Consider the following 20,635-nt stretch of genomic DNA (forward strand, 5'->3'; position numbering starts at 1 on the left):
TTTTGACTTAATTTTTACATAGAAATCCAGTCATATCAAGGTTGTAAGCGTCTAACATAGGCTGTTTTTGCTGTCAAGTTGATAAATTGCAGCTTTTTACAATTTATACTATGATAAAGATATTAAGAGAAGATCGTATAAACATGAGGGATGATGAACATGAAATTTACAAAGATTCTTGTCCAAATTGCTGCTCTTTACGTCTTTTATATGGTTGGAAATTGGGTGCAAGAAATGTTAAATATTCCGATTCCAGGAAGTTTGATTGGAATGTTCCTCTTACTTGTTTTACTTAGCCTAAAAGTTCTTCCAGTGAAATGGTTCGATTTAGGAGCAGAAACACTCGTTGCTATTATGCCGTTTTTATTAATTCCGCCAACGCTTGGCCTAATGAATTACGGTGCTTTTTTTATGAGTAAAGGAATTTCTCTTTTCATTACAATTGTAGCGAGTACATTTTTAATTATTATTGTCGCAGGACATACAGGACAATATCTTGCGAATAGAAAGGAAAGAGAGTCGCGATGAGCCAAATATTAATCGGAATTGGTTGGGTTCTTTTTACGGTGCTATTATACCAATTATCTAAAAAAATCTATAAATTATTTCCAACACCATTCACCATTCCAATGCTTGTAGCAACAGGATTAATGGCTTTCTTATTTATTATGCTTGATATACCATATCAACATTATATGGAAAGTGGTGGCGGCTGGATTGCAAAACTGCTCGGACCCGGTGTTGTAGCATTTGCAATTCCTCTTTATAAACAACGTCACGTTCTGCAAAAGTATGTTGTACCGATTGCTGGTGGCGTATTAGTAGGTACAACAGTTGCCATTGCGAGTGATTTTGCCATTGCATCACTTATGGGAACGGATAAAAGCTTAATTTTATCTTCTTTACCAAAATCGGTGACAATGCCAGTTGCAATGAGTGTTTCAGAGCAAGTTGGTGGTGTACCGTCATTAACAGCAGCTTTCGTTGTTATCGCAGGTATTACTGGAACGATTACCGGCCCGCTTTTATTAAAATGGAGCCGCGTTACAAACTCAGTTGGTAAAGGTATCGGATTTGGATGTGCTTCTCATATTATGGGTGTCATGAGAGCGATGAAAAATAATGAACATGAAGGTGTTATTGGATCGGTAACAATGACATTAACAGCAATTTTGACATGTTTGCTCGGGCCGTTATTTGCAATGATGTTTATGTAATAGAAGAAAAGCGAGAGCGACTCTATAGCTCTCGCTTTTCTATAGAATTTATGCTACAGTTAAAATAACTGAATCTTTGTAGGAGGTACGCCAAGTGCATACGTTATTATCCGTTTTACTTATTATTGTATCGATTTTAATGATTGTTATGGTACTTATGCAGTCTAGTAATAGCTCAGGCCTTTCAGGTGCAATTTCAGGCGGTGCAGAGCAATTATTTGGTAAGCAAAAAGCACGTGGAATTGAAGCAGTATTAAACCGTATTACAATTGTTTTAGCTGTTCTATTCTTCGTATTAACAATTGCTGTTACGTACTTAAATTTATAGAATTGAAAGAAGAAGCGTTAGTAAGTTGTACTAATGGTTCTTCTTTTTTTATTTTGCCATTTGAAAGATGTTTCTAATTAGATTATAGAAATATAAATATGGTACACTAAGATATAGAAAGAATACGACTAGATTACAGAAGAGAAAGAGGAGAAGTACATGATGAAATTAGCATCTCCGAAACCATTTACATTTGAGGGTGGAGACCGCGCTGTTTTATTACTACATGGTTTCACAGGAAACTCAGCTGATGTACGTATGTTAGGGCGTTTCTTAGAGAAGAAAGGCTACACTTGTCATGCCCCAATTTTTAAAGGGCACGGTGTACCACCAGAAGAGCTTGTTCATACAGGTCCTGAAGATTGGTGGCAAGACGTAATGGAGGCATATCAGCTTTTAAAAGATAAAGGCTTTGAGAAAATTGCTGTTGCTGGATTATCACTTGGCGGCGTATTTTCTTTAAAATTAGGTTATACAGTACCGGTTTTAGGTGTAGTACCAATGTGTGCACCAATGTATATTAAGAGTGAAGAAACGATGTACCAAGGTATATTGGCATATGCCCGCGAATATAAAAAACGTGAGCAAAAATCACCAGAGCAAATCGAACAAGAAATGTTGGAATTCCAACAGACACCGATGAATACATTAAAAGCATTACAACAATTAATTGCTGATGTACGTAACAATGTGGATATGATTTATGCACCGACATTTGTTGTACAAGCACGTCATGATGAAATGATTAATACAGATAGTGCTAACATTATTTATAACGGTGTAGAATCTACGTTAAAAGACATTAAATGGTATGAAGACTCTACGCATGTCATTACACTTGATAAGCAACGTGACGAGCTACATGAGGATGTATATAACTTCTTGGAGCAACTAGATTGGTAAGATCTAGTTGCCTCTTTTTTTCATAAGGGAATTTTTTATGAAAGCTGTAAAAAAATCATTGGGAGATGATTGAAGTTTCGCTTTATACATCCCCCATCTTTCGGATACACTAAATAATATAAGGGTTTAAAGGAGGTATTTTTGCTTGGAAGAAATCATACAAGAACATATTGATAAGTTGTTATTATTTATGAGAGAAGAAGCGTATAAACCGCTAACGATACAAGAGTTAGAAGAGGCATTTGGAATTGAAGGTTCTGAGGGCTTTAAAGATTTTGTAAAGGCACTTGTAACGATGGAAGAGAAGGGACTTGTTATTCGTACTCGTAGTAACCGTTACGGTCTTCCTGAAAAGATGAATTTAGTACGCGGTAAATTAATTGGACATGCACGTGGATTTGCATTCGTTGTACCAGACGAAAAGAAAACGGGAGATGATGATCTTTTCATCCCGCCTACAGAGTTAAACGGTGCACTTCATGGCGATACAGTATTAGCACGTGTTAGCGCACAATCAAGTGGATCACGCCAAGAAGGTTCAATTGTACGTATTTTAGAGCGTGGCACGAAAGAACTAGTTGGTACATATACAGAATCGAAAAATTTTGGATTTGTTATACCTGACAATAAGCGCTGGACGAGTGATATCTTTATCTTGAAAAGTGCATCGATGGGTGCTGTAGAAGGCCATAAAGTAGTTGTGAAAATTACGAGCTATCCAGAGAATCGTTTAAGTGCAGAAGGTGAAGTTATTCAAATTCTAGGTCATAAAAATGATCCAGGAGTAGATATTTTATCTGTCATTCATAAACATCATTTACCTTTAGCTTTCCCTGAAGAAGTGATGGAGCATGCAAACAGTGTACCAGAAACGATTTCAGAAGAAGATTTAAAAGATCGTCGCGACCTGCGTGACCAAATGATCGTAACGATTGACGGCGCAGACGCGAAAGATTTAGATGACGCTGTTACAGTAACGAAGCTTGAGAACGGTAACTACAAGCTTGGCGTTCATATTGCGGATGTAAGTCATTACGTTCAAGAAGGCTCGCCAATTGATGTAGAAGCAGCGGAAAGAGCGACGAGTGTATATCTTGTTGACCGTGTAATTCCGATGATTCCGCATCGTCTATCTAACGGTATTTGTTCGTTAAACCCGAAAGTAGACCGTCTGACGTTATCTTGTGAAATGGAAATCAACAACTTAGGTGACGTTGTAAAGCACGAGATTTTCCAAAGTGTGATTAAAACGACAGAGCGTATGACGTATGCTGACGTAAGAAGCATTTTAGAAGATGAGGACGAAGAGTTAATCAAACGCTATGAGCCGCTCGTACCGATGTTTAAAGAGATGGGGCAATTAGCGCAAATCCTACGTGAAAAACGTATGCGCCGCGGTGCAATCGACTTTGACTTTAAAGAAGCGAAAGTATTAGTAGATGAAGAAGGAAAACCGACAGATGTTGTCATGCGCGATCGTTCTGTATCAGAGAAGTTAATTGAAGAATTTATGCTTGTTGCGAACGAAACAGTAGCAGAGCACTTCCACTGGATGAACGTACCATTCATGTACCGTGTCCATGAAGATCCAAAAGAAGATAAGCTTGAGCGTTTCTTCGAGTTTGTAACGAACTTCGGATATGCGGTAAAAGGACGTGCGAATGAAATACATCCTCGTGCGCTACAACAGATTCTTGAAATGGTGCAAGGGCAGCCGGAAGAAGTAGTTATTTCAACAGTAATGCTTCGTTCAATGAAGCAAGCGCGTTACGATGCGGATAGCTTAGGGCATTTCGGTTTATCAACTGAGTTCTACACGCATTTCACATCGCCAATTCGTCGTTACCCAGATACGATCGTTCATAGATTAATTCGTGAATACATCATTAACGGTAAAGTCGACCATGAAACACAAGCAAAATGGCGTGAAAACTTACCTGAGATAGCAGAACACTCTTCTAATATGGAACGCCGTGCTGTTGAAGCAGAACGTGAAACAGACGAAATGAAAAAAGCAGAGTATATGGTTGATAAAGTCGGCGAAGAGTATGACGGTATGATTAGCTCTGTAACAAACTTCGGTTTATTCGTAGAGCTTCCAAATACAATTGAAGGTCTTGTACATGTTAGCTACTTAACGGATGATTACTACCGTTATGACGAAAAACATTTCGCAATGATCGGAGAACGTACAGGTAACGTATTCCGCATCGGAGACGAAATTACAATTCGCGTTATTAACGTAAACAAAGACGAGCGTGCAATCGACTTTGAAATCGTTGGCATGAAAGGTACACCTCGTCGTAAGTTCAAAGATCGCCCAGTCGTTATCGAACAGCCAAGAACAGGCAGAAAGAAACGCGGTGGACGTAGCGAGCGCAGTAATGAGCGCGGCGGCGAACGTGGCACAGGTAGAAAATTTGACCGTGGTGGCAAAGGAAAAGGAACAGGCACAGGCACAGGAAAAGGAAGAGGATCCGCTTCTGCGTCAGCATCCGCTAGCCAGCCAGGGAAAAAAGATAGTAACGGCAAGAAGAAAAAAGCATTCTTCGAAAACGTACCAGGATTCAAGAAGAAAAAGAAAAAGCGTAAGTAAGAAAAAGAGGGCTTCGCTTTGGTGAAAAGCGAGGCTTTTTCTTTTTTTATTGGTGGCTTGAGAGCGAGCCACTTTCGCTTCTTGTTGGAATCCAGCTACAGTGGCTAGAATCCATTGGCCATTTCACTCCCTCGGACGAAGCAAAAAGCGCTTCTCTGTCGGGAGTTCCAATGTCCAAAGATTCTGAGCGAGCCACTTTCGCTTTTTGTACACATTTGTTACAATAGTAAAAATAGAGGAGGGACGTTATATGCCAAAGGGTACAGGTAAGGTTATTGCGCAAAATAAAAAAGCTTTTCATGATTATTTCATCGAAGAAACATACGAAGCAGGGCTTGTCCTTCAAGGAACGGAAATTAAGTCGATTCGTGCTGGACGCGTGAACTTGAAAGATGCATTTGCTCGTGTACATAATGGTGAAGTATGGGTTCATAATATGCATATTAGTACATATGAGCAAGGGAATCGTTTCAATCATGATCCACTTCGTACAAGAAAGTTACTTCTTCATAAAAAAGAAATTGAGAAGTTAACGGGTGCTTCAAAAGAAACAGGCTATGCATTAGTTCCAGTTAGAATTTATTTAAAAAATGGATTCGCGAAAATGGCACTTGGTTTAGCAAAAGGTAAAAAGCAATATGATAAGCGTAACGATTTAAAAGAGAAAGAAGCTAAACGTGAAATTGCACGCGCGTTCCGTGATCGTCAAAAGATGTAATACAGATATTTACATTTGTAAAACGGCGCGCGTATGATATAATAACTTATGTAAGATTGTTGCACATTGAAAAACAGCTCTTAGTAGCTATCACGATATTTTCTTCGTATGCTCCATTTTTATCATGGGGACGTTACGGATTCGACAGGGATAGTTCGAGCTTAGGTTGCGAGTCGAGGGGATCGGCCTCGTTAAAACGTCAAAGCCTATAATTGGCAAACAAAACAATCTTTCTTTAGCTGCTTAATTGCACTAAAGGTTCCTCCCTCCATCGTCCATGTGGTAGGGTAAGGGACTCAAACTAAGTGGACTACGCCGGAGTTCGCCGTCTGAGGGCGAAGGAAGAGAACAATCAGACTAGCAACTTGGAAGCCTGTCGATAGGCTGAAGAGTTCGCGAAATGCTAATATATCGACTACACTCGTAGAAGCTTAAGTGCCGATATTTTTGGACGTGGGTTCGACTCCCACCGTCTCCACCAATACATAACTGTTTGGTGGTTTTTTATTTTGTAGGATATGAACCATAACTTTGCCAGGTTGGCGGGGGGATGGTTCTTTTTGTTTTGTAGTTTTATAAAATTCTTAAGTTGATGGGGCGGTACCCTCGAAATAGATACTATAAATGCCCTTAATGATTAAATAATATGTATTTAAATCTTCATATCCTTTGTGTTTCTATTCATATCTATTGTAAGATTATATAGAGTTCTCCTAATAAGCTGTTATAATGGCTTTTTTAGGGATTCCATATTTATAAATTTCGAAATATTTTTTCGAGATAATTTTTTATCTAACTAAGTTATATTGAAGTAGAGGTGAACCATCGGTGAGGCAGGTGTTAGTAATTAAGAATGAACGGTCTTTAGCGAAGAAAATCGTAAGCGGTTTAAAGAAAGAAGGCTGTTTTATTTTAAAACTTCACAATGAAAACCAAGGTTTAAATATAGTATATGAACAAGATTGGGATATTATCATATTGGATTGGGACTCATTAAGTATATCTGGACCAGAAATTTGCAGACAAATACGACTTGTTAAAACGACACCAATCATTATTGTGACTGATAACACTTCTAGTAAGGATTGCATAGCGGGGTTACAGGCAGGTGCAGATGATTATATTAGAAAACCATTTGTGAAAGAAGAATTAGTAGCAAGAGTTCAAGCTATTTTAAGAAGAAGTGACTATAATCAGCAAAATGAGATAAATTTTTTTCAGTTTAAGGATCTCTTTGTTGATGCATCTAGCAATATTGTGAAAAAAGATGGTAAAAATCTCTCGCTTACGAAGCGTGAGTACGATTTACTTGTATTTTTAATCAAGAATAAAAATACAATATTGAGTCGTGAAATGCTTTTGAATCAGGTTTGGGGATATAACGTAGTAGTAAATCCAAATGTAGTAGACTTATATATTGGGTATGTAAGAAAAAAGTTAAAGTGTGAGAAGAAAGACAGATATATTCAAACGATACATGGCAGAGGCTATTCAATGGTTGATTGATAAGAATAAGATAATAAGGTAGTTTCTGTGAAATATTAAAAGAAGATTGCTATCAGAAATGGGCATTTTTTTGCAGTAGAAATCATGGTTTATAAGGTGCTAATCTATCGGTTAGTACGTGCGGGGGATGGATCTGGTGGAGACCGTATCTAATTTGTTTTTAATTTTATTAACTCACACCATTCACAAGATTTTCACAGAATTAATGACTATACTTATTTACAGGATGTTCAAATGAAAATGATTATCAATAGCAATTTAGATACATGAAAGTTACTATCTAATTCAATCTATGACGTCATCATTTTCGAACTAAATTACATAATAAGGAGTATACGTATGAAAAAAACTATGCTTTTAAAATTAGTAAGTATTCTAGCAATTTTCACTTTAATGTTAGTAGCTTGCTCAGATTCAGGTAAGGAAACTTCGAAAGCTAATAAAGGTGATAGTAGTGATAAGCCAAAAACGGTTGAAATCACTGATGCTCATGGAACTGTTAAAGTCCCTGTAAATCCAAAGAATGTAGTTGCTTTAGATAATAGAACTTTTGAAACTTTATCTGATTGGGGAATTAAATTAGCGGCTGCTCCAAAGGATGTAATGCCTGCAACTTCACCATATGTAAAGGATGATTCAGTTAAAAATATTGGGAATCACCGTGAACCAAATCTTGAAATTATTGCAGCGGCAAACCCTGAACTTGTAATCGTTGGTCAAAGATTTGCTGGCCATTACGAAGAAATCAAAAAATTAGTGCCAAATGCAGCTGTTATTGATCTTAATGTTGATGTTTCTGAGAAAGCTACTAAGCCTGGCGAAAACTTAGTAAAAGGACTTAAAGATTCTACAATTACTTTAGGGAAAATCTTTGATAAAGATAAAGAAGCTAAACAAGTAGTAGCTGATTTTGATAAATCTATTGAAAAAGTAAAATCTGCTTATAACGGAAAAGATAAAGTTATGAGTGTTATCGTTACTGGTGGAAATATTGGTTTTGCTGCGCCACACTCTGGTCGCGTTTGGGGACCGATGTATGAAATCTTTGGCTGGACTCCAGCACTAGAAGTTGCTAATTCTACTGCAGGTCATAAAGGTGATGACGTTTCTGTTGAAGCTATCGCACAAACAAATCCTGATTGGCTTTTCGTATTAGATCGTGATGCTGCAACATCTGATGCTGCTAAGTCAGCTCCTGCTCAAGATGTTATTTCTAAATCACCAGCTCTTCAAAACACAACTGCTGTTTCTAAAAAACAAGTTGTTTATGCACCAGCAGATACTTACACAAATGAATCAATTCAGACTTATATAGAGTTATTTGGAAATATCGCAAAAACTTTAGCTAAGTAGTGTAAAGGAGTACGAAGCAGTGTCAAAAAATATGATTTCTAGGGTTGAGAATATTTCTCAACCCCAGTTTTATAATCACAATAAAATATGGACAAAACCTTTTATAATAGCGATTATAATTGTTGTAATTTTAGGGATTATATCACTGTTTACTGGAGTTTATGATATTCGTGGACAAGAGGACGGAATGGAGATGTTTTTCATCACTCGTGTTCCGAGAACAGTTGCATTAATGCTTACCGGAGCTGCGATGGCGATGGCAGGGCTCGTAATGCAATTAATTACACAGAATCGTTTTGTTGAACCTACTACAACGGGGACTATTGAATGGTCAGGCTTAGGCCTGCTTTTTGTGTATTTACTATTTCCTGCCCCGACTTTAGTTCAAAGAATGACTGGTGCAATCATTTTTTCTTTTATAGGAACTATGATTTTCTTTCTATTTTTAAGAAGAGTTAAGCTTCGCTCATCTTTAATTGTTCCGATTATTGGATTGATGCTTGGAGCAGTTATTTCTGCAGTGTCTACTTTTTTGGGACTTCTTTTTCAAATGACGCAAAGTATTGAAACTTGGTTTGTAGGTTCATTTGCTAACATTCAGGTGGGAAGATACGAATATTTATGGCTGATTGTTATCGTTACTTTGCTTATTTTTATGTATGCGAATAGGTTGACTTTAGCTGGACTAGGAGAAGATGTCGCAACAAGCCTTGGCGTTAATTACAATAGAATTGTTCTTTTTGGGACTGGCCTTATCTCTGTTGCTGTTGGAATTGTTGCTGCTGTTATCGGAAACTTACCTTTCTTAGGGTTAATTGTTCCAAACATTGTTTCCATGTTTAGAGGAGATGATCTTAGGAGTAATTTACCTTGGGTATGTGTGATCGGAATGGGGACAATAACTACCTGTGACATCATTTCTCGAACAATTATAAAGCCTTTTGAACTACCTGTTTCTTTAATACTTGCATCAGTGGGAGCAGTCGTGTTTATTACTATTTTATTGAGAAAAAGAAAACCAAGGAGGCTGCGATGATCACATTAGACTATAAAAATAAAGAAAATGTCGAAGTCGATTCTAGCCTTCATAATAAAAGTAGATCAGCTAGTGCTTTTCGTTCTAAGAAAGAAGCAAGACGTTATTGGATTGTACTGATCACATTGATTGCTTTAGGTCTTCTTTCTTCATATGGACTTTTAGTGTATAACAATCCAGTTCCGATAGATTCACCTTCTTTTATCCCAGTTGTTAAGAGAAGGATAGTAGCTATTGTTGCGATGATTATTGCTGCAGTTTGCCATAGTTTGTCAACAGTTGCTTTCCAATCTATTACGAACAATAAGATTATTACTCCTTCACTTTTAGGTTTCGAATCACTGTATTCAGCAATTCATACGAGTACAATATTCTTCTTTGGTGCTAGTGCATTAATAAACTTTAATGGAATTGGATCATTTTTATTCCAAGTTGTTGCTATGGTCTTGATGAGTTTGATCCTTTATGGATGGTTACTTTCCGGTAAATACGGGAATTTACAACTTATGCTTTTAGTTGGAATTATTATTGGTACTGGACTGAATTCTGTATCAACTTTTATGAGAAAGTTACTTGCGCCTTCAGAGTTTGATATTTTACAGGCGAAATTATTTGGCTCTGTTAATCATGCGGATCCTGCATATTTTCCTATTGTAATTCCTATGATTATAATTGTAGCGGTATTAATTTTTGCTCATTCTAAGAAGTTAAATATTTTATCACTAGGAAAGGATGTTGCTACTTCTTTCGGAGTTAAATATCAACCTAGTGTAATTTATACGCTTGTATTAGTTGCTATTTTGATGTCCATCTCAACAGCTCTAATTGGACCACTTACGTTCTACGGCTTTTTAGTGGCAACTTTGAGTTATCAGGCGGCGGCAACTTATGATCATAGATATATTTTTCCAATGGCCTTTGCTATAGGATTTTTAATAATGACGAGTGCATACTTTTTAATGTATCATGTATTCAATGCTCAAGGTGTAGTTTCAGTTATTATTGAATTATTTGGTGGAATCATATTCTTAACTATTGTTTTAAGGAAGAGGGCTTTATGATAAAAATTGATAATGTTAAAAAGTTCTATACTGATAAGGTGAAAATAGGACCTTTGGATATTGAAATACCAAAAGCGGGCTTTACTTCTTTAATTGGACCAAATGGTGCTGGAAAGTCTACGACACTTTTGATGATTGGAAGACTTTTAGATATGGATGAAGGTCAAATTCAGGTAGCGAATATGGATGTTTCTGAATCCAAATCAAAAGACTTAGCCAAAATTTTGACTATATTGCGACAAGAAAATCATTTTGTAACGAGGCTTACGATTAGACAACTAGTTGGATTTGGACGCTTTCCTTATTCAAAGGGAAGATTAACTAAAGAAGATGAGGTTATCATTTCTAAATATATTGATTTTCTAGATTTAACTAGTTTAGAGAATAGATATTTAGATGAGCTTTCTGGTGGTCAAAGACAAAGGGCATATGTAGCGATGGTATTGTGCCAAGAGACTGAGTATGTACTTTTAGACGAACCTCTGAACAACCTGGATGTTGCGCGCTCTGTTCAAATGATGGAGCATTTGAGACGTGCAGCTAATGAATTCGGAAGAACAATTTTGACTGTTATGCATGACATAAATTTTGCAGCTAAATACTCTGATAAAATTTGTGCTATGAAAGATGGACAAATTGCTGCTTTTGGAACAGTAGAAGAGGTTATGGACCCAACACTTTTAACAGATATTTTTGAAACAAAAATAGAAATTATTAAAGGTCCTTATGGGCCAATCGCTGTTTATTAATTACAAAATGAATATGCAAAAAAAAGCTGCTGTCTATATTTTATAGGCAGCAGCTTTTTTTATGCGATTGCCGATGATAGCTCTGTCCTACAGGTATTTCATTATTTCCGTTCCTGCGACGCTTCCAACAATAAACTTGTAAATTACTCATAAAATGCAAAGGGATGCTTCAACTTTTCAAGTATCTACCAAACGGAAAATTTATCCCGCTTTAATGGGCAGTAAGACCCCCACCTCAAAATTCAGCGAAAGCAAAGAATTTAGGTGGGGGGTCAACTGCCCATAAAAGTCCGATTGGTTCAACTAATAATCAGTGGGGGATGAAGAAAATCCCCACTGATTAAAGTTTCACTTTATCTCTGTATAACTTTTTATAAGGAGTCAGCTTGGTTCTTAGTATGTAATATTGCATATGAGAGTGTATTGATAAAAGTGTAAGGGGTCACTATAATGAGGGCATAAAGATTAATCAGATTTTCGTAGTAATAAAAAAGGAGGGAATAATATGGAAATCGCAATGGCAGTTTTGAAATTTGTAGGTGGCGTAATCCCGTTAATTCAAGAACTTTTAAAAGCATTTATGTAGGTTTATTAGTTAGCAATCATTTATCAATTATTATCATATCTTACTAAAAAAAGAACGGGGTGATTTTTCTGAATATTAAGAAAAACACTAAAAGAAGAAAGTTCCTTGCATGTTTATTAGTTAGTCTATGCACTATTAATTATTCATCTATTTCCTTCGCAGAAACACAAGTAGGTAATGCAACTGATGTAACCAAAAATGCTAGTGGCATTGATACTGGTATAGCAAATCTTAAATATAATAATCAAGAGATTTTAGCTGTAAATGGTGATAAGGTAGAGAGTTTTGTTCCGAAAGAAAGTATCAATTCAAATGGTAAATTTGTAGTAGTGGAACGCGAGAAAAAATCACTTACAACTTCACCAGTCGATATTTCGATTATTGATTCTGTGGTGAATCGTACGTATCCAGGAGCGGTACAACTTGCAAATAAAGCTTTTGCAGACAATCAACCGAGTGTATTAGTGGCTAAGAGAAAGCCTTTGAATATTAGTATAGATTTACCTGGCATGAGAAAAGAAAATACAATTACTGTCCAAAATCCGACATATGGTAATGTGGCTGGAGCAGTAGATGATTTAGTATCTACTTGGAATGAAAAGTATTCTAAAACACATACGTTACCTGCAAGAATGCAGTATACAGAATCTATGGTTTATAGTAAATCACAAATCGCAAGTGCCCTTAACGTTAACGCTAAATATCTCGATAACAGTCTAAACATCGATTTTAATGCGGTTGCAAATGGAGAGAAGAAAGTGATGGTAGCGGCATATAAGCAAATATTTTATACCGTAAGTGCTGAACTACCTAACAATCCATCCGATCTTTTTGATAATAGTGTTACTTTTGGTGAGTTAACTCGTAAAGGTGTAAGTAATTCGGCTCCACCTGTTATGGTTTCAAATGTAGCTTATGGTAGAACTGTTTATGTAAAATTAGAAACAACATCTAAGAGTAAAGATGTACAAGCTGCTTTTAAAGCCTTACTTAAGAATAACAGCGTCGAAACGAGTGGACAGTATAAAGATATTTTTGAAGAAAGTACCTTTACTGCTGTAGTATTAGGCGGAGATGCGAAAGAGCATAACAAGGTTGTTACTAAAGATTTCAATGAAATCCGAAATATCATTAAAGATAATGCTGAATTAAGTCTTAAAAATCCAGCATATCCAATTTCATATACAAGTACGTTCTTAAAAGATAATGCAACTGCTGCTGTTCATAACAATACAGATTATATTGAGACGACAACTACAGAATATTCAAGTGCTAAAATGACACTTGATCATTATGGTGCTTACGTTGCTCAATTTGATGTATCTTGGGATGAATTCACATTTGATCAAAATGGGAAAGAAGTACTAACACATAAAACATGGGATGGTAGCGGCAGAGACAAAACAGCTCATTACTCTACAGTTATCCCTCTTCCACCAAATTCAAAAAATATAAAAATCGTAGCTAGAGAATGTACTGGTCTTGCATGGGAATGGTGGAGAACAATTATTAATGAACAAAATGTTCCATTAACAAATGAAATAAAAGTTTCAATTGGAGGAACAACATTATACCCAACGGCTAGTATTAGTCATTAGGTATAAAAAAGCGCCCTGTAATCAGGGCGCTTTTTTACTTAGTCACAAATTTTACTCTTTCCAAAACTGTTCTAGCAAAATAACGATCATAGTACCTACGAGTAATCCGTTACTTAAAACATATTGTAAGGAAGAAGGGGCTCCGCTAAATGCACTTTCTGGAAGAAACATTATACCCAAACTGATTAATAATGAAATTCCTAATATAGTTAATCGACGTTGCTTTAATTCTTCACGTAAAATGGATTGAAATGAAATGCCTATTACTTGGACAAATGTAGCTAAAAGTGCAGCATTAGCAATAGGACCTGGTAGCAAGGATATAAAGTTTACAATTGAGGGGATAAAAGAAATACCTGCTAATATAAGACTTGCTATAAGAAACGACTTTACCTTTTTTTGACCTGTTAGTTGAATAAATCCTGCTGATGCAGGTAATGGTACAATTCCAATTGTAGAGAACAATGATGAGATAATATGTGATATACCTCCGACCCATACACCACGGTTCAGTGTTCGCTTTTCATTTTCTTTAGATAGGGGAGCCACTTGTTTTACAGCCGAAATAGCAGCAATTGTATTTGCAACTAAAAGGAAGGTAAATAAAGTTGCAGTTAGAGTCATTCCAATATCGAATCTAGGTGTGCCCCAAGCAAATATCTCTGGTAACTTAACTAGCGTGGTATGTGAAGGCATATGAGATGATTTTCCTAATACTGCATACAAAAGCCAACCACATGAAATTCCAAGTAACACAGCGTAACTTTTCATCCATCCTTTCCCTTTAATTGATAAGAAAGTAATAAGGGCAAAAACAAAGAGCGCAATAGTAGCTGTTGTATAGTCAGGATGAGTTGCAGGTCCTTGTAATCCCATCATTCCTTTTAGTAACACACCACTAAGCTGAAGTGATAAGATTAAAAGAAAAGTTCCTGTAACTAAAGGGGTAAATAAACGTAAGATTCGATGAACAAGCCCTGTTATACCAAGAACGAAGAGCAATATACCTGCAATAATTAATCCGCCTTCTAAAAGTTGCAACACGTCTTTTGCACTTTGTCCCTGATGAATAGCGACTTGTCCCAATATGACAAATATACTTACCCATGAACCAGCTGGCCCATCCGCAATGGGATAACGATGTCCAAACCACGCTTGTATAAATGAACTTACTCCGACAACTAAAAAAGTTCGCTGCATTAATGTTGAAATATCTTCTATTGATAAATGAAATATGCCACCAATAATGATAGGCAATGCAATTGCATTTGCTAATAAAAAAACAAACCACTGTAGAATGCTAAAGCTCGTATTAGAGTATTTTTTATTCATGTTATTCTCCTTTATCGAAAAAGAATTTCATAGTAAAGATCCATCCTTTCTATACATTTAGATTAAAAAGGATGGATTTTGTAACTCTATAAAATTACTTTAATTATATAGATGGATTTTTGGTTAATTACCATGTACGGAACGGTAAGAATTTCCCGTTAAGTGTAATAACAATACGAGGATCGCCACCTTTTGGATCTTCTTGTGTATCCACACCTAGATTGAAGTTTATTGCACTCATTACACCTTCACCAGCTTTTTCTAAGATTAATTCTCTAAGAGTTGGTGCGTATTGTAACATCATTTCGTATAATCGATATAAGATTGGATCAGTAGGAGGCATTTGCATTACTTGCCCTCTAAGTGGAACTACTGTTAATGCTTGAACTACTTCTTCATCTAATTCTAATAGTTTACCGATTTTTTCTGCTTCCGGACGTGTCATTGTAGCTTGTCCTAATAATGCTGTTACAACCCAAGTCTCAGAGTTTTCACTTACTTTTGAGATTTCCTCCCATGTTAAGCCTCTTGCGATTTTTGCTTCCATAATTTTTTGCGTAGCTTCTTGTCTATTCATATTTAATAACTTCCCTTCATTTAAGTAATGATTAATGTTTCATACCGTTTAATTTTTTATATCCATCGACTACTAAATCTAATTTACCTGTGTGGGGATCAATAACTAAACCATGTACAGGAACATCTTTTGGAATAAGTGGATGATTTCTTACCAAATCAACATTAGCTTGAGTCGAATCGCAGATATCATCGAATCCAAATAGCCATTTTTCAAGGTCAACACCAGCATATTCAATTGCTGATAAAATTTCTGGTGAAGCTACTCCGCGATCTAATATTTTTTGAAGTGTTCCTTTTGGATCCGTTTGGCCCGCACCACATCTATGGTGTCCAATAAGGAAGATTTCATCTGCATTTAAATCGTATACTGAAGCTACAACACTTTGCATAACACTATCGAAAGGAGAAGCAATTTTACCACCTGCATTTCTGATAACTTTTGCATCACCGTCGTGTATATCTAAAGCTTTTGGGAGTAGCTCAATTAAACGAGCATCCATGCAAGAAACAACAACCATACGTTTTTTAGGCATTTTTGTCGCTTCACGAGGAGCGTATTTCTTATTTTCTACAAATTGTTCATTGAACGATAGAATTTCTTGTAATAACATATTTATAACCTCCTTTAAATCTAAATTTATTTTTTTGATGTGTCCTCTATGTTATAAGTGAATATACCTGATAAATAATGTGATGTAAGAGGATAAACTAAGTATAGTGAATTGTATCGATAAGCAGAATAAGTTGGCGAAACACTTTCGGGCTTTCTACTTTCACGGTGAAAGGATTGGTTTATATCATTGATCAAACAGATTTTGAGATACTGAAATTATTAGGAGAAAACTCGAGAATACAATGGAAAGAACTTGGTCAGAAAATACATATGACAGGGCAGGCTGTAGGAAATCGAATTCGGAGATTAGAGGATCTAGGAATTATTGAACAATATACAATTGCAATAAACCGAATCAAGTTAGGACAAGTAGTGACTGCATTTGTTACTTTGTTCGTAACAACAGCTAATCATCAAGAGTTTATGAATTTCTTTCAAGGAGAAGAAGGGATCTCTGAGGTACACCGTATAAGTGGTGAGGGGTGTTATTTATTAAAAACACATTTTGCTTCCAATGAAGACTTAGATAATTTTCTAGGACGACTATTAAAATACGGGAATTATCGTGTTAACTTATCAATAGGAAAGTTGAAATAAGGTTTCTTTTCCTTGGAGGGGATGGTAACATTATTTGCTAAACCTTATTTGTATAGAGATAATGAAGTCGTTTAATGTTTATCTTAAATAGTCAGAGCCTTACTACAATTTATGTGTAGTAAGGCTTTTTTTAGGGAATTATAAATAATTTTGCCTTAAAAAAATGTTTTTAAAAGCTAAATTGTGGCTTCATATCACCTTTATAAGGTTCATGTTCAACGAATACAGTGATGTCTTTACCGGCTTGATCTTTACCAGTCCTTTTATACGTAAATTTATTATTATTCAGTTCAGTAAGTTCAAGAGCGGCACCATATTTGTTATTTCCGATTGAAACATGGGCTCTTATTTTATTTTCATGTACAACATCGAAGTAGCCATAATCACCGCGGCTTTGACCTGTTTCGCTATTGAAGAACTCATATTTATTAGACTTGTCATCAAATTTTGCTAAGCTTATAAAATTAGAATTAAACTGTGTTACATCGTTACCAGCTTCATCTAATACTTTTGTTCCGTGCCAAAGGGTACCACCTAAAATTTTATCTCCATCAACATTTTTAGCAATATCACCTGTAGTAGAGTTCAGTTGCTTGTCCGGATCAGTGAAAGAAAGTTCTTTTTCTTTATATGGAACATGTTCAACGAAGACTTCTACATCTTTACCGTTAGCATCTTTCCCCATTCTTTTATAAGTAAATACATTTTTATTTAGTTTTGTCATGTCAACAACAGCTTGATACTTCATTGATTCTGAAATTAATACTCTCTTCTTCCCATCATTTGTGACAAAGAAAGTTCCTTTATCGCCACGACTTGCACCTGTTTTAGCATCAAAGAATTCATATCTTCCTGATTTCGCATCATATTTTGCAAGACCAATGAAGTTTGCATTCTCTTTTGTTAAGTCATTTTTATCTTTGTCATATACTCTTGTACCTTGCCAATTCGTATCGCTAAGAATATTAGCCATTTTTTGTCCTTTAGTTAACTTATTCTCCTTTTTAGTATCTTTCGCAACTTGTTCTTGTTTTTGTTTACCATGATTTTCTTCGGCTTTAGTACCAGCACAACCTGTTAACGCTAATGTGAATCCGAGCAGTATGGATGATAGTGCTTTTGTTTTTTTGTTCATTTTTTATCGTCTCCTTATTGTATGATTTTCATGTTATTCACATGGTTTTAAGTAGTACGGTTTGCGATGAACTTAGTTGCTACGTTTATTATGTTAATACTCGAGTATAAACTGCCTCTAAATAAAACATTAAAAAAAGATAAACTAATTCCTAAAATTTGTTCATACTTATAAAAATAATTGCTAGTTTGCAGTATGTATCTTTCGAACACTTACCAACGTTGCTCCTGATACTACGAGTAATCCCAAAATACAAAGTGCGGAAGAAGAAAAGCCGCTAACAATAATGTAATTTCTAATAGAGTTAATCGATTGTAGTACAAAATTTTTGAGCTAAACTGTAGGGGAATGAAGATTTTATAGAAGTCGTTTCGTATAGGAAGGGGATGGCTATGTTTGATTCAACAGATTTTAAAATTATACAGTTACTACAAGCAAACGCTAGGATGAATTGGAAGGAAATTGGAGAGATAGTACATATGACGGGTCAGGCTGTTGGGAAACGAATTAATAAATTAGAAGAGGCAGGTGTCATTCAAAGATATACGATAGATATCGATAGAGCTAAGCTGGAAGGATCTATCATGACCTTTGTTACGCTATTTTTGCATGCACCACATTATCATAATCAAATTCAAACCTTTTTCGAAAAAACGGACGTAATTGCTGAAATGTATCGTATAAGTGGCGATGGGTGTTATATCATGATTCTTCATACATCTTCGCACCAGCAATTAGAAGAGACTCTTGCAGATGTTTTACATTATGGTGATTAAGACAATTGAAAAAAAGAAAGAATAAGATATTTATTCTTTCTTTTTTTCGTATGGAACTGTAATTCTTTATTTGCTTTTGTTTATAAAACTGCTCGCTGATATGACTTTTGCGTAAATATCACCAAACTCCAATGCACTCATGAACGATTGATGAGCGTTTACTGCTGGGATTAGATTTCCTTGGAATTCTAAATCTTTTGTTGTACAAGTATCTTCAATTACAATACATTGAAATCCTAAATCACTGGCAGCACGTACGGTTGCATCAATACATACGTGAGTCATCATACCGCAAATGACTAGTTGATCTATTTTTTCTGCCTTTAATGTTTCTAATAAATTTGTTCTTAAAAAACTGTTAGGGTGATGTTTTTGTATGACTTTTTCGTTAGCAATTGGTTGTACATCATCATGAATTTGAACACCTACTGTATCGGGTAAGAAGAAAGTAGCTCCTTCATTGTTCGCAATATGTTGTACGTGAATAACTGTTTTATGCTTTTCGCGAAATAGTTTCAAGACTTCTTTCGCTTTTTGTACGGCTTTTTCAGGTTGATGTAATGCCATATTGCCGCCTTCAAAGTAATCATTTTGTATGTCGACTAATAGTAACGCTTCGTTCATCATTAATCCCCCCACAATTAGTTATACAGCACGTTATTTGTACTGTACTGTTATTATATAAATTACAAGTGTGTGGAAGTAATAACGTCATGAAACGATTTTGACGTATATAGTTTCATTGTGAAAAAGCTAAAAGATACAAAGTGAAGCTTGGGGAAGTGACTATATTAAGCGTAAATATCAGAATGGTGAAGTGATAGTGAAAGAGGACGATCATATTGGATTTAACACTCTTGTAAGTATAATTTTGCTATAATAAATAAGTATTTACGTGAAGGAGAGTGTGAAATGAAGTTTAATATTGATCATTATATAGCTAGCGTTTTACAGTGGATATTAAATATAGCGTTAATTATATTGTCCATTGTTTTATCGATCTTTTTAATTAATGAGACAATCACATTTATTCAATACATATTTTCAACAAAGGAATATACATCGTATAAATTGGTTGAGAGCATCATCGTTTATTTCTTATACTTTGAGTTCATCGCATTGATTATTAAGTATTTTAAGTCGAATTATCATTTCCCGTTACGTTATTTTATTTATATCGGAATTACGGCGTTAATTCGTTTAATTATCGTATCTCATGAGGAACCGATGGAGACGCTGTTGTATGCGGGATCTATTCTTGTTTTAGTCATTGCTTTATACATATCAAATATGAGAGATTTGAGAAAAGAGTAGTGCAGGCATAAGTTTGCGCTACTTTTTATCAATTTAGCCAAGAAGACTCCTTCCTCAAGGAGCGTGAAGAACGTAGCCCAGCGAGTAGGTGGGAGATGAATTGGCTTCGAACAAGAGATGGCAGGAAGTCATCTTAATTGTTCGACATATGTAAAGTGTTACCGGACAATTTGTCATAATCACTTCACTATCAATCGAATGTATGTTTGGTGTATAATAGACATATATCGAAATGGAGGTGAAACGAAGGATGATCAATAAAGCGTATAAATTTCGTATCTATCCAAATAAAGCACAAGCGATCCTGATCAATAAAACGATTGGGTGTTCTCGTTTTGTATTCAATCACTTCCTATCTCTATGGGATAATGCATACAAAGAAACAGGAAAAGGTTTGACATATGGTACATGCTCTGCCAAACTTCCTGCCATGAAGAAAGAGTTTGTTTGGCTAAAAGAAGTGGATAGTATTGCTATTCAATCGTCTGTTCGCAACCTTGCGGATGCTTATACACGCTTTTTTAAAAAACAAAATAGTGCCCCGCGCTTCAAATCTAAAAAGAACAACGTACAATCTTATACCACAAAACAAACAAATGAAAACATTGCTGTTGTGGGAAACAAAATGAAATTGCCGA

Annotated in this window: 20 protein-coding genes, 1 other RNA gene and 1 pseudogene; 17 read left to right on the forward strand and 5 right to left on the reverse strand. The window is 35.7% G+C overall.

Annotated features, from left to right (window positions below; translation table 11 throughout):
- The first annotated feature begins 159 nt into the window (after positions 1-159).
- The 13 genes from MR115_RS08930 (at position 160) to alo (ending at position 13,651) form a co-directional block, all read left to right on the forward strand.
- Entirely contained in the window at positions 160-528 is a 369-nt protein-coding gene (locus MR115_RS08930) for a CidA/LrgA family holin-like protein (RefSeq protein WP_048563466.1), read from the forward strand.
- Positions 525-1,217, forward strand: a complete 693-nt coding sequence (locus MR115_RS08935) for an LrgB family protein (protein WP_000078299.1) — start codon at positions 525-527, stop codon at positions 1,215-1,217. The genes MR115_RS08930 and MR115_RS08935 overlap by 4 nt, the downstream gene beginning before the upstream one ends.
- A gap of 94 nt (positions 1,218-1,311) precedes the next feature.
- Positions 1,312-1,545 carry a preprotein translocase subunit SecG gene (gene secG, locus MR115_RS08940; RefSeq protein WP_000557263.1) on the forward strand — a complete coding sequence of 78 codons (234 nt, stop codon included), beginning with the start codon at positions 1,312-1,314 and terminating at the stop codon, positions 1,543-1,545.
- A gap of 162 nt (positions 1,546-1,707) precedes the next feature.
- Positions 1,708-2,448: a carboxylesterase gene (gene estA, locus MR115_RS08945; RefSeq protein ID WP_161940854.1), complete on the forward strand. Its 741-nt coding sequence runs from the start codon at positions 1,708-1,710 to the stop codon at positions 2,446-2,448.
- A gap of 145 nt (positions 2,449-2,593) precedes the next feature.
- Positions 2,594-5,044, forward strand: coding sequence for a ribonuclease R (gene rnr, locus MR115_RS08950; RefSeq protein ID WP_242240926.1), 2,451 nt, complete (start codon positions 2,594-2,596; stop codon positions 5,042-5,044).
- Between the two features lie 250 nt (positions 5,045-5,294).
- Positions 5,295-5,762 (forward strand): SsrA-binding protein, encoded by a 468-nt coding sequence (gene smpB / locus MR115_RS08955; protein ID WP_001123922.1) that lies wholly within the window; start codon positions 5,295-5,297, stop codon positions 5,760-5,762.
- A gap of 126 nt (positions 5,763-5,888) precedes the next feature.
- Positions 5,889-6,243: a transfer-messenger RNA gene (ssrA, locus tag MR115_RS08960) on the forward strand.
- Positions 6,244-6,590: 347 nt separating this feature from the next.
- A complete protein-coding gene (locus MR115_RS08965; protein ID WP_242240928.1) occupies positions 6,591-7,268 on the forward strand; it encodes a response regulator transcription factor in 678 nt (225 codons plus the stop codon).
- A 339-nt stretch (positions 7,269-7,607) separates the two neighbouring features.
- Positions 7,608-8,621 carry a siderophore ABC transporter substrate-binding protein gene (locus MR115_RS08970; protein ID WP_097817372.1) on the forward strand — a complete coding sequence of 338 codons (1,014 nt, stop codon included), beginning with the start codon at positions 7,608-7,610 and terminating at the stop codon, positions 8,619-8,621.
- 19 nt (positions 8,622-8,640) lie between these two features.
- Positions 8,641-9,657, forward strand: a complete 1,017-nt coding sequence (locus MR115_RS08975) for an ABC transporter permease (RefSeq protein WP_097817373.1) — start codon at positions 8,641-8,643, stop codon at positions 9,655-9,657.
- A complete protein-coding gene (locus MR115_RS08980) occupies positions 9,654-10,718 on the forward strand; it encodes an iron chelate uptake ABC transporter family permease subunit (protein ID WP_097817374.1) in 1,065 nt (354 codons plus the stop codon). The genes MR115_RS08975 and MR115_RS08980 overlap by 4 nt, the downstream gene beginning before the upstream one ends.
- On the forward strand, positions 10,715-11,467 hold the full coding sequence (locus MR115_RS08985) for an iron ABC transporter ATP-binding protein (RefSeq protein WP_063263139.1): 753 nt from the start codon (positions 10,715-10,717) through the stop codon (positions 11,465-11,467). The genes MR115_RS08980 and MR115_RS08985 overlap by 4 nt, the downstream gene beginning before the upstream one ends.
- A gap of 645 nt (positions 11,468-12,112) precedes the next feature.
- The gene (gene alo / locus MR115_RS08990; RefSeq protein ID WP_242240930.1) at positions 12,113-13,651 is read left to right on the forward strand and encodes an anthrolysin O/cereolysin O family cholesterol-dependent cytolysin Alo; all 1,539 of its coding nucleotides are present in this window, start codon (positions 12,113-12,115) and stop codon (positions 13,649-13,651) included.
- 51 nt (positions 13,652-13,702) lie between these two features.
- Here alo and MR115_RS08995 read toward each other — a convergent pair whose 3' ends face one another.
- The 3 genes from MR115_RS08995 to MR115_RS09005 form a co-directional block, all read right to left on the reverse strand.
- Complete coding sequence (locus MR115_RS08995; RefSeq protein ID WP_097864006.1) at positions 13,703-14,983, reverse strand: purine/pyrimidine permease; 1,281 nt, start codon at positions 14,981-14,983, stop codon at positions 13,703-13,705.
- A gap of 127 nt (positions 14,984-15,110) precedes the next feature.
- Positions 15,111-15,560, reverse strand: a complete 450-nt coding sequence (gene cynS / locus MR115_RS09000) for a cyanase (RefSeq protein WP_097817377.1) — start codon at positions 15,558-15,560, stop codon at positions 15,111-15,113.
- Between the two features lie 31 nt (positions 15,561-15,591).
- Positions 15,592-16,173, reverse strand: a complete 582-nt coding sequence (locus MR115_RS09005; protein WP_242240932.1) for a beta-class carbonic anhydrase — start codon at positions 16,171-16,173, stop codon at positions 15,592-15,594.
- A gap of 167 nt (positions 16,174-16,340) precedes the next feature.
- Here MR115_RS09005 and MR115_RS09010 point away from each other — a divergent pair, with 167 nt between their 5' ends.
- Positions 16,341-16,772, forward strand: coding sequence for an Lrp/AsnC family transcriptional regulator (locus MR115_RS09010; protein ID WP_002008929.1), 432 nt, complete (start codon positions 16,341-16,343; stop codon positions 16,770-16,772).
- Between the two features lie 169 nt (positions 16,773-16,941).
- Here MR115_RS09010 and MR115_RS09015 read toward each other — a convergent pair whose 3' ends face one another.
- Positions 16,942-17,907 (reverse strand): DUF4822 domain-containing protein, encoded by a 966-nt coding sequence (locus MR115_RS09015; RefSeq protein ID WP_242240934.1) that lies wholly within the window; start codon positions 17,905-17,907, stop codon positions 16,942-16,944.
- 386 nt (positions 17,908-18,293) lie between these two features.
- Between MR115_RS09015 and MR115_RS09020 the strand changes: the two are divergent.
- Positions 18,294-18,708: pseudogene (locus tag MR115_RS09020) on the forward strand (Lrp/AsnC family transcriptional regulator).
- A gap of 41 nt (positions 18,709-18,749) precedes the next feature.
- Here the strand turns inward: MR115_RS09020 and MR115_RS09025 are convergent.
- Positions 18,750-19,307: a cysteine hydrolase family protein gene (locus MR115_RS09025; RefSeq protein WP_242240937.1), complete on the reverse strand. Its 558-nt coding sequence runs from the start codon at positions 19,305-19,307 to the stop codon at positions 18,750-18,752.
- A gap of 288 nt (positions 19,308-19,595) precedes the next feature.
- Here MR115_RS09025 and psiE point away from each other — a divergent pair, with 288 nt between their 5' ends.
- Positions 19,596-19,997, forward strand: coding sequence for a phosphate-starvation-inducible protein PsiE (psiE, locus tag MR115_RS09030; protein WP_000671178.1), 402 nt, complete (start codon positions 19,596-19,598; stop codon positions 19,995-19,997).
- Positions 19,998-20,247: 250 nt separating this feature from the next.
- Positions 20,248-20,635, forward strand: a 388-nt coding sequence (locus MR115_RS09035) for a helix-turn-helix domain-containing protein (RefSeq protein ID WP_242240941.1), incomplete at its 3' end; no start/stop codon positions are given.

It is taken from the genome of Bacillus cereus group sp. BfR-BA-01309 (assembly GCF_022664315.1).
Lineage (GTDB): Bacteria > Bacillota > Bacilli > Bacillales > Bacillaceae_G > Bacillus_A > Bacillus_A mobilis.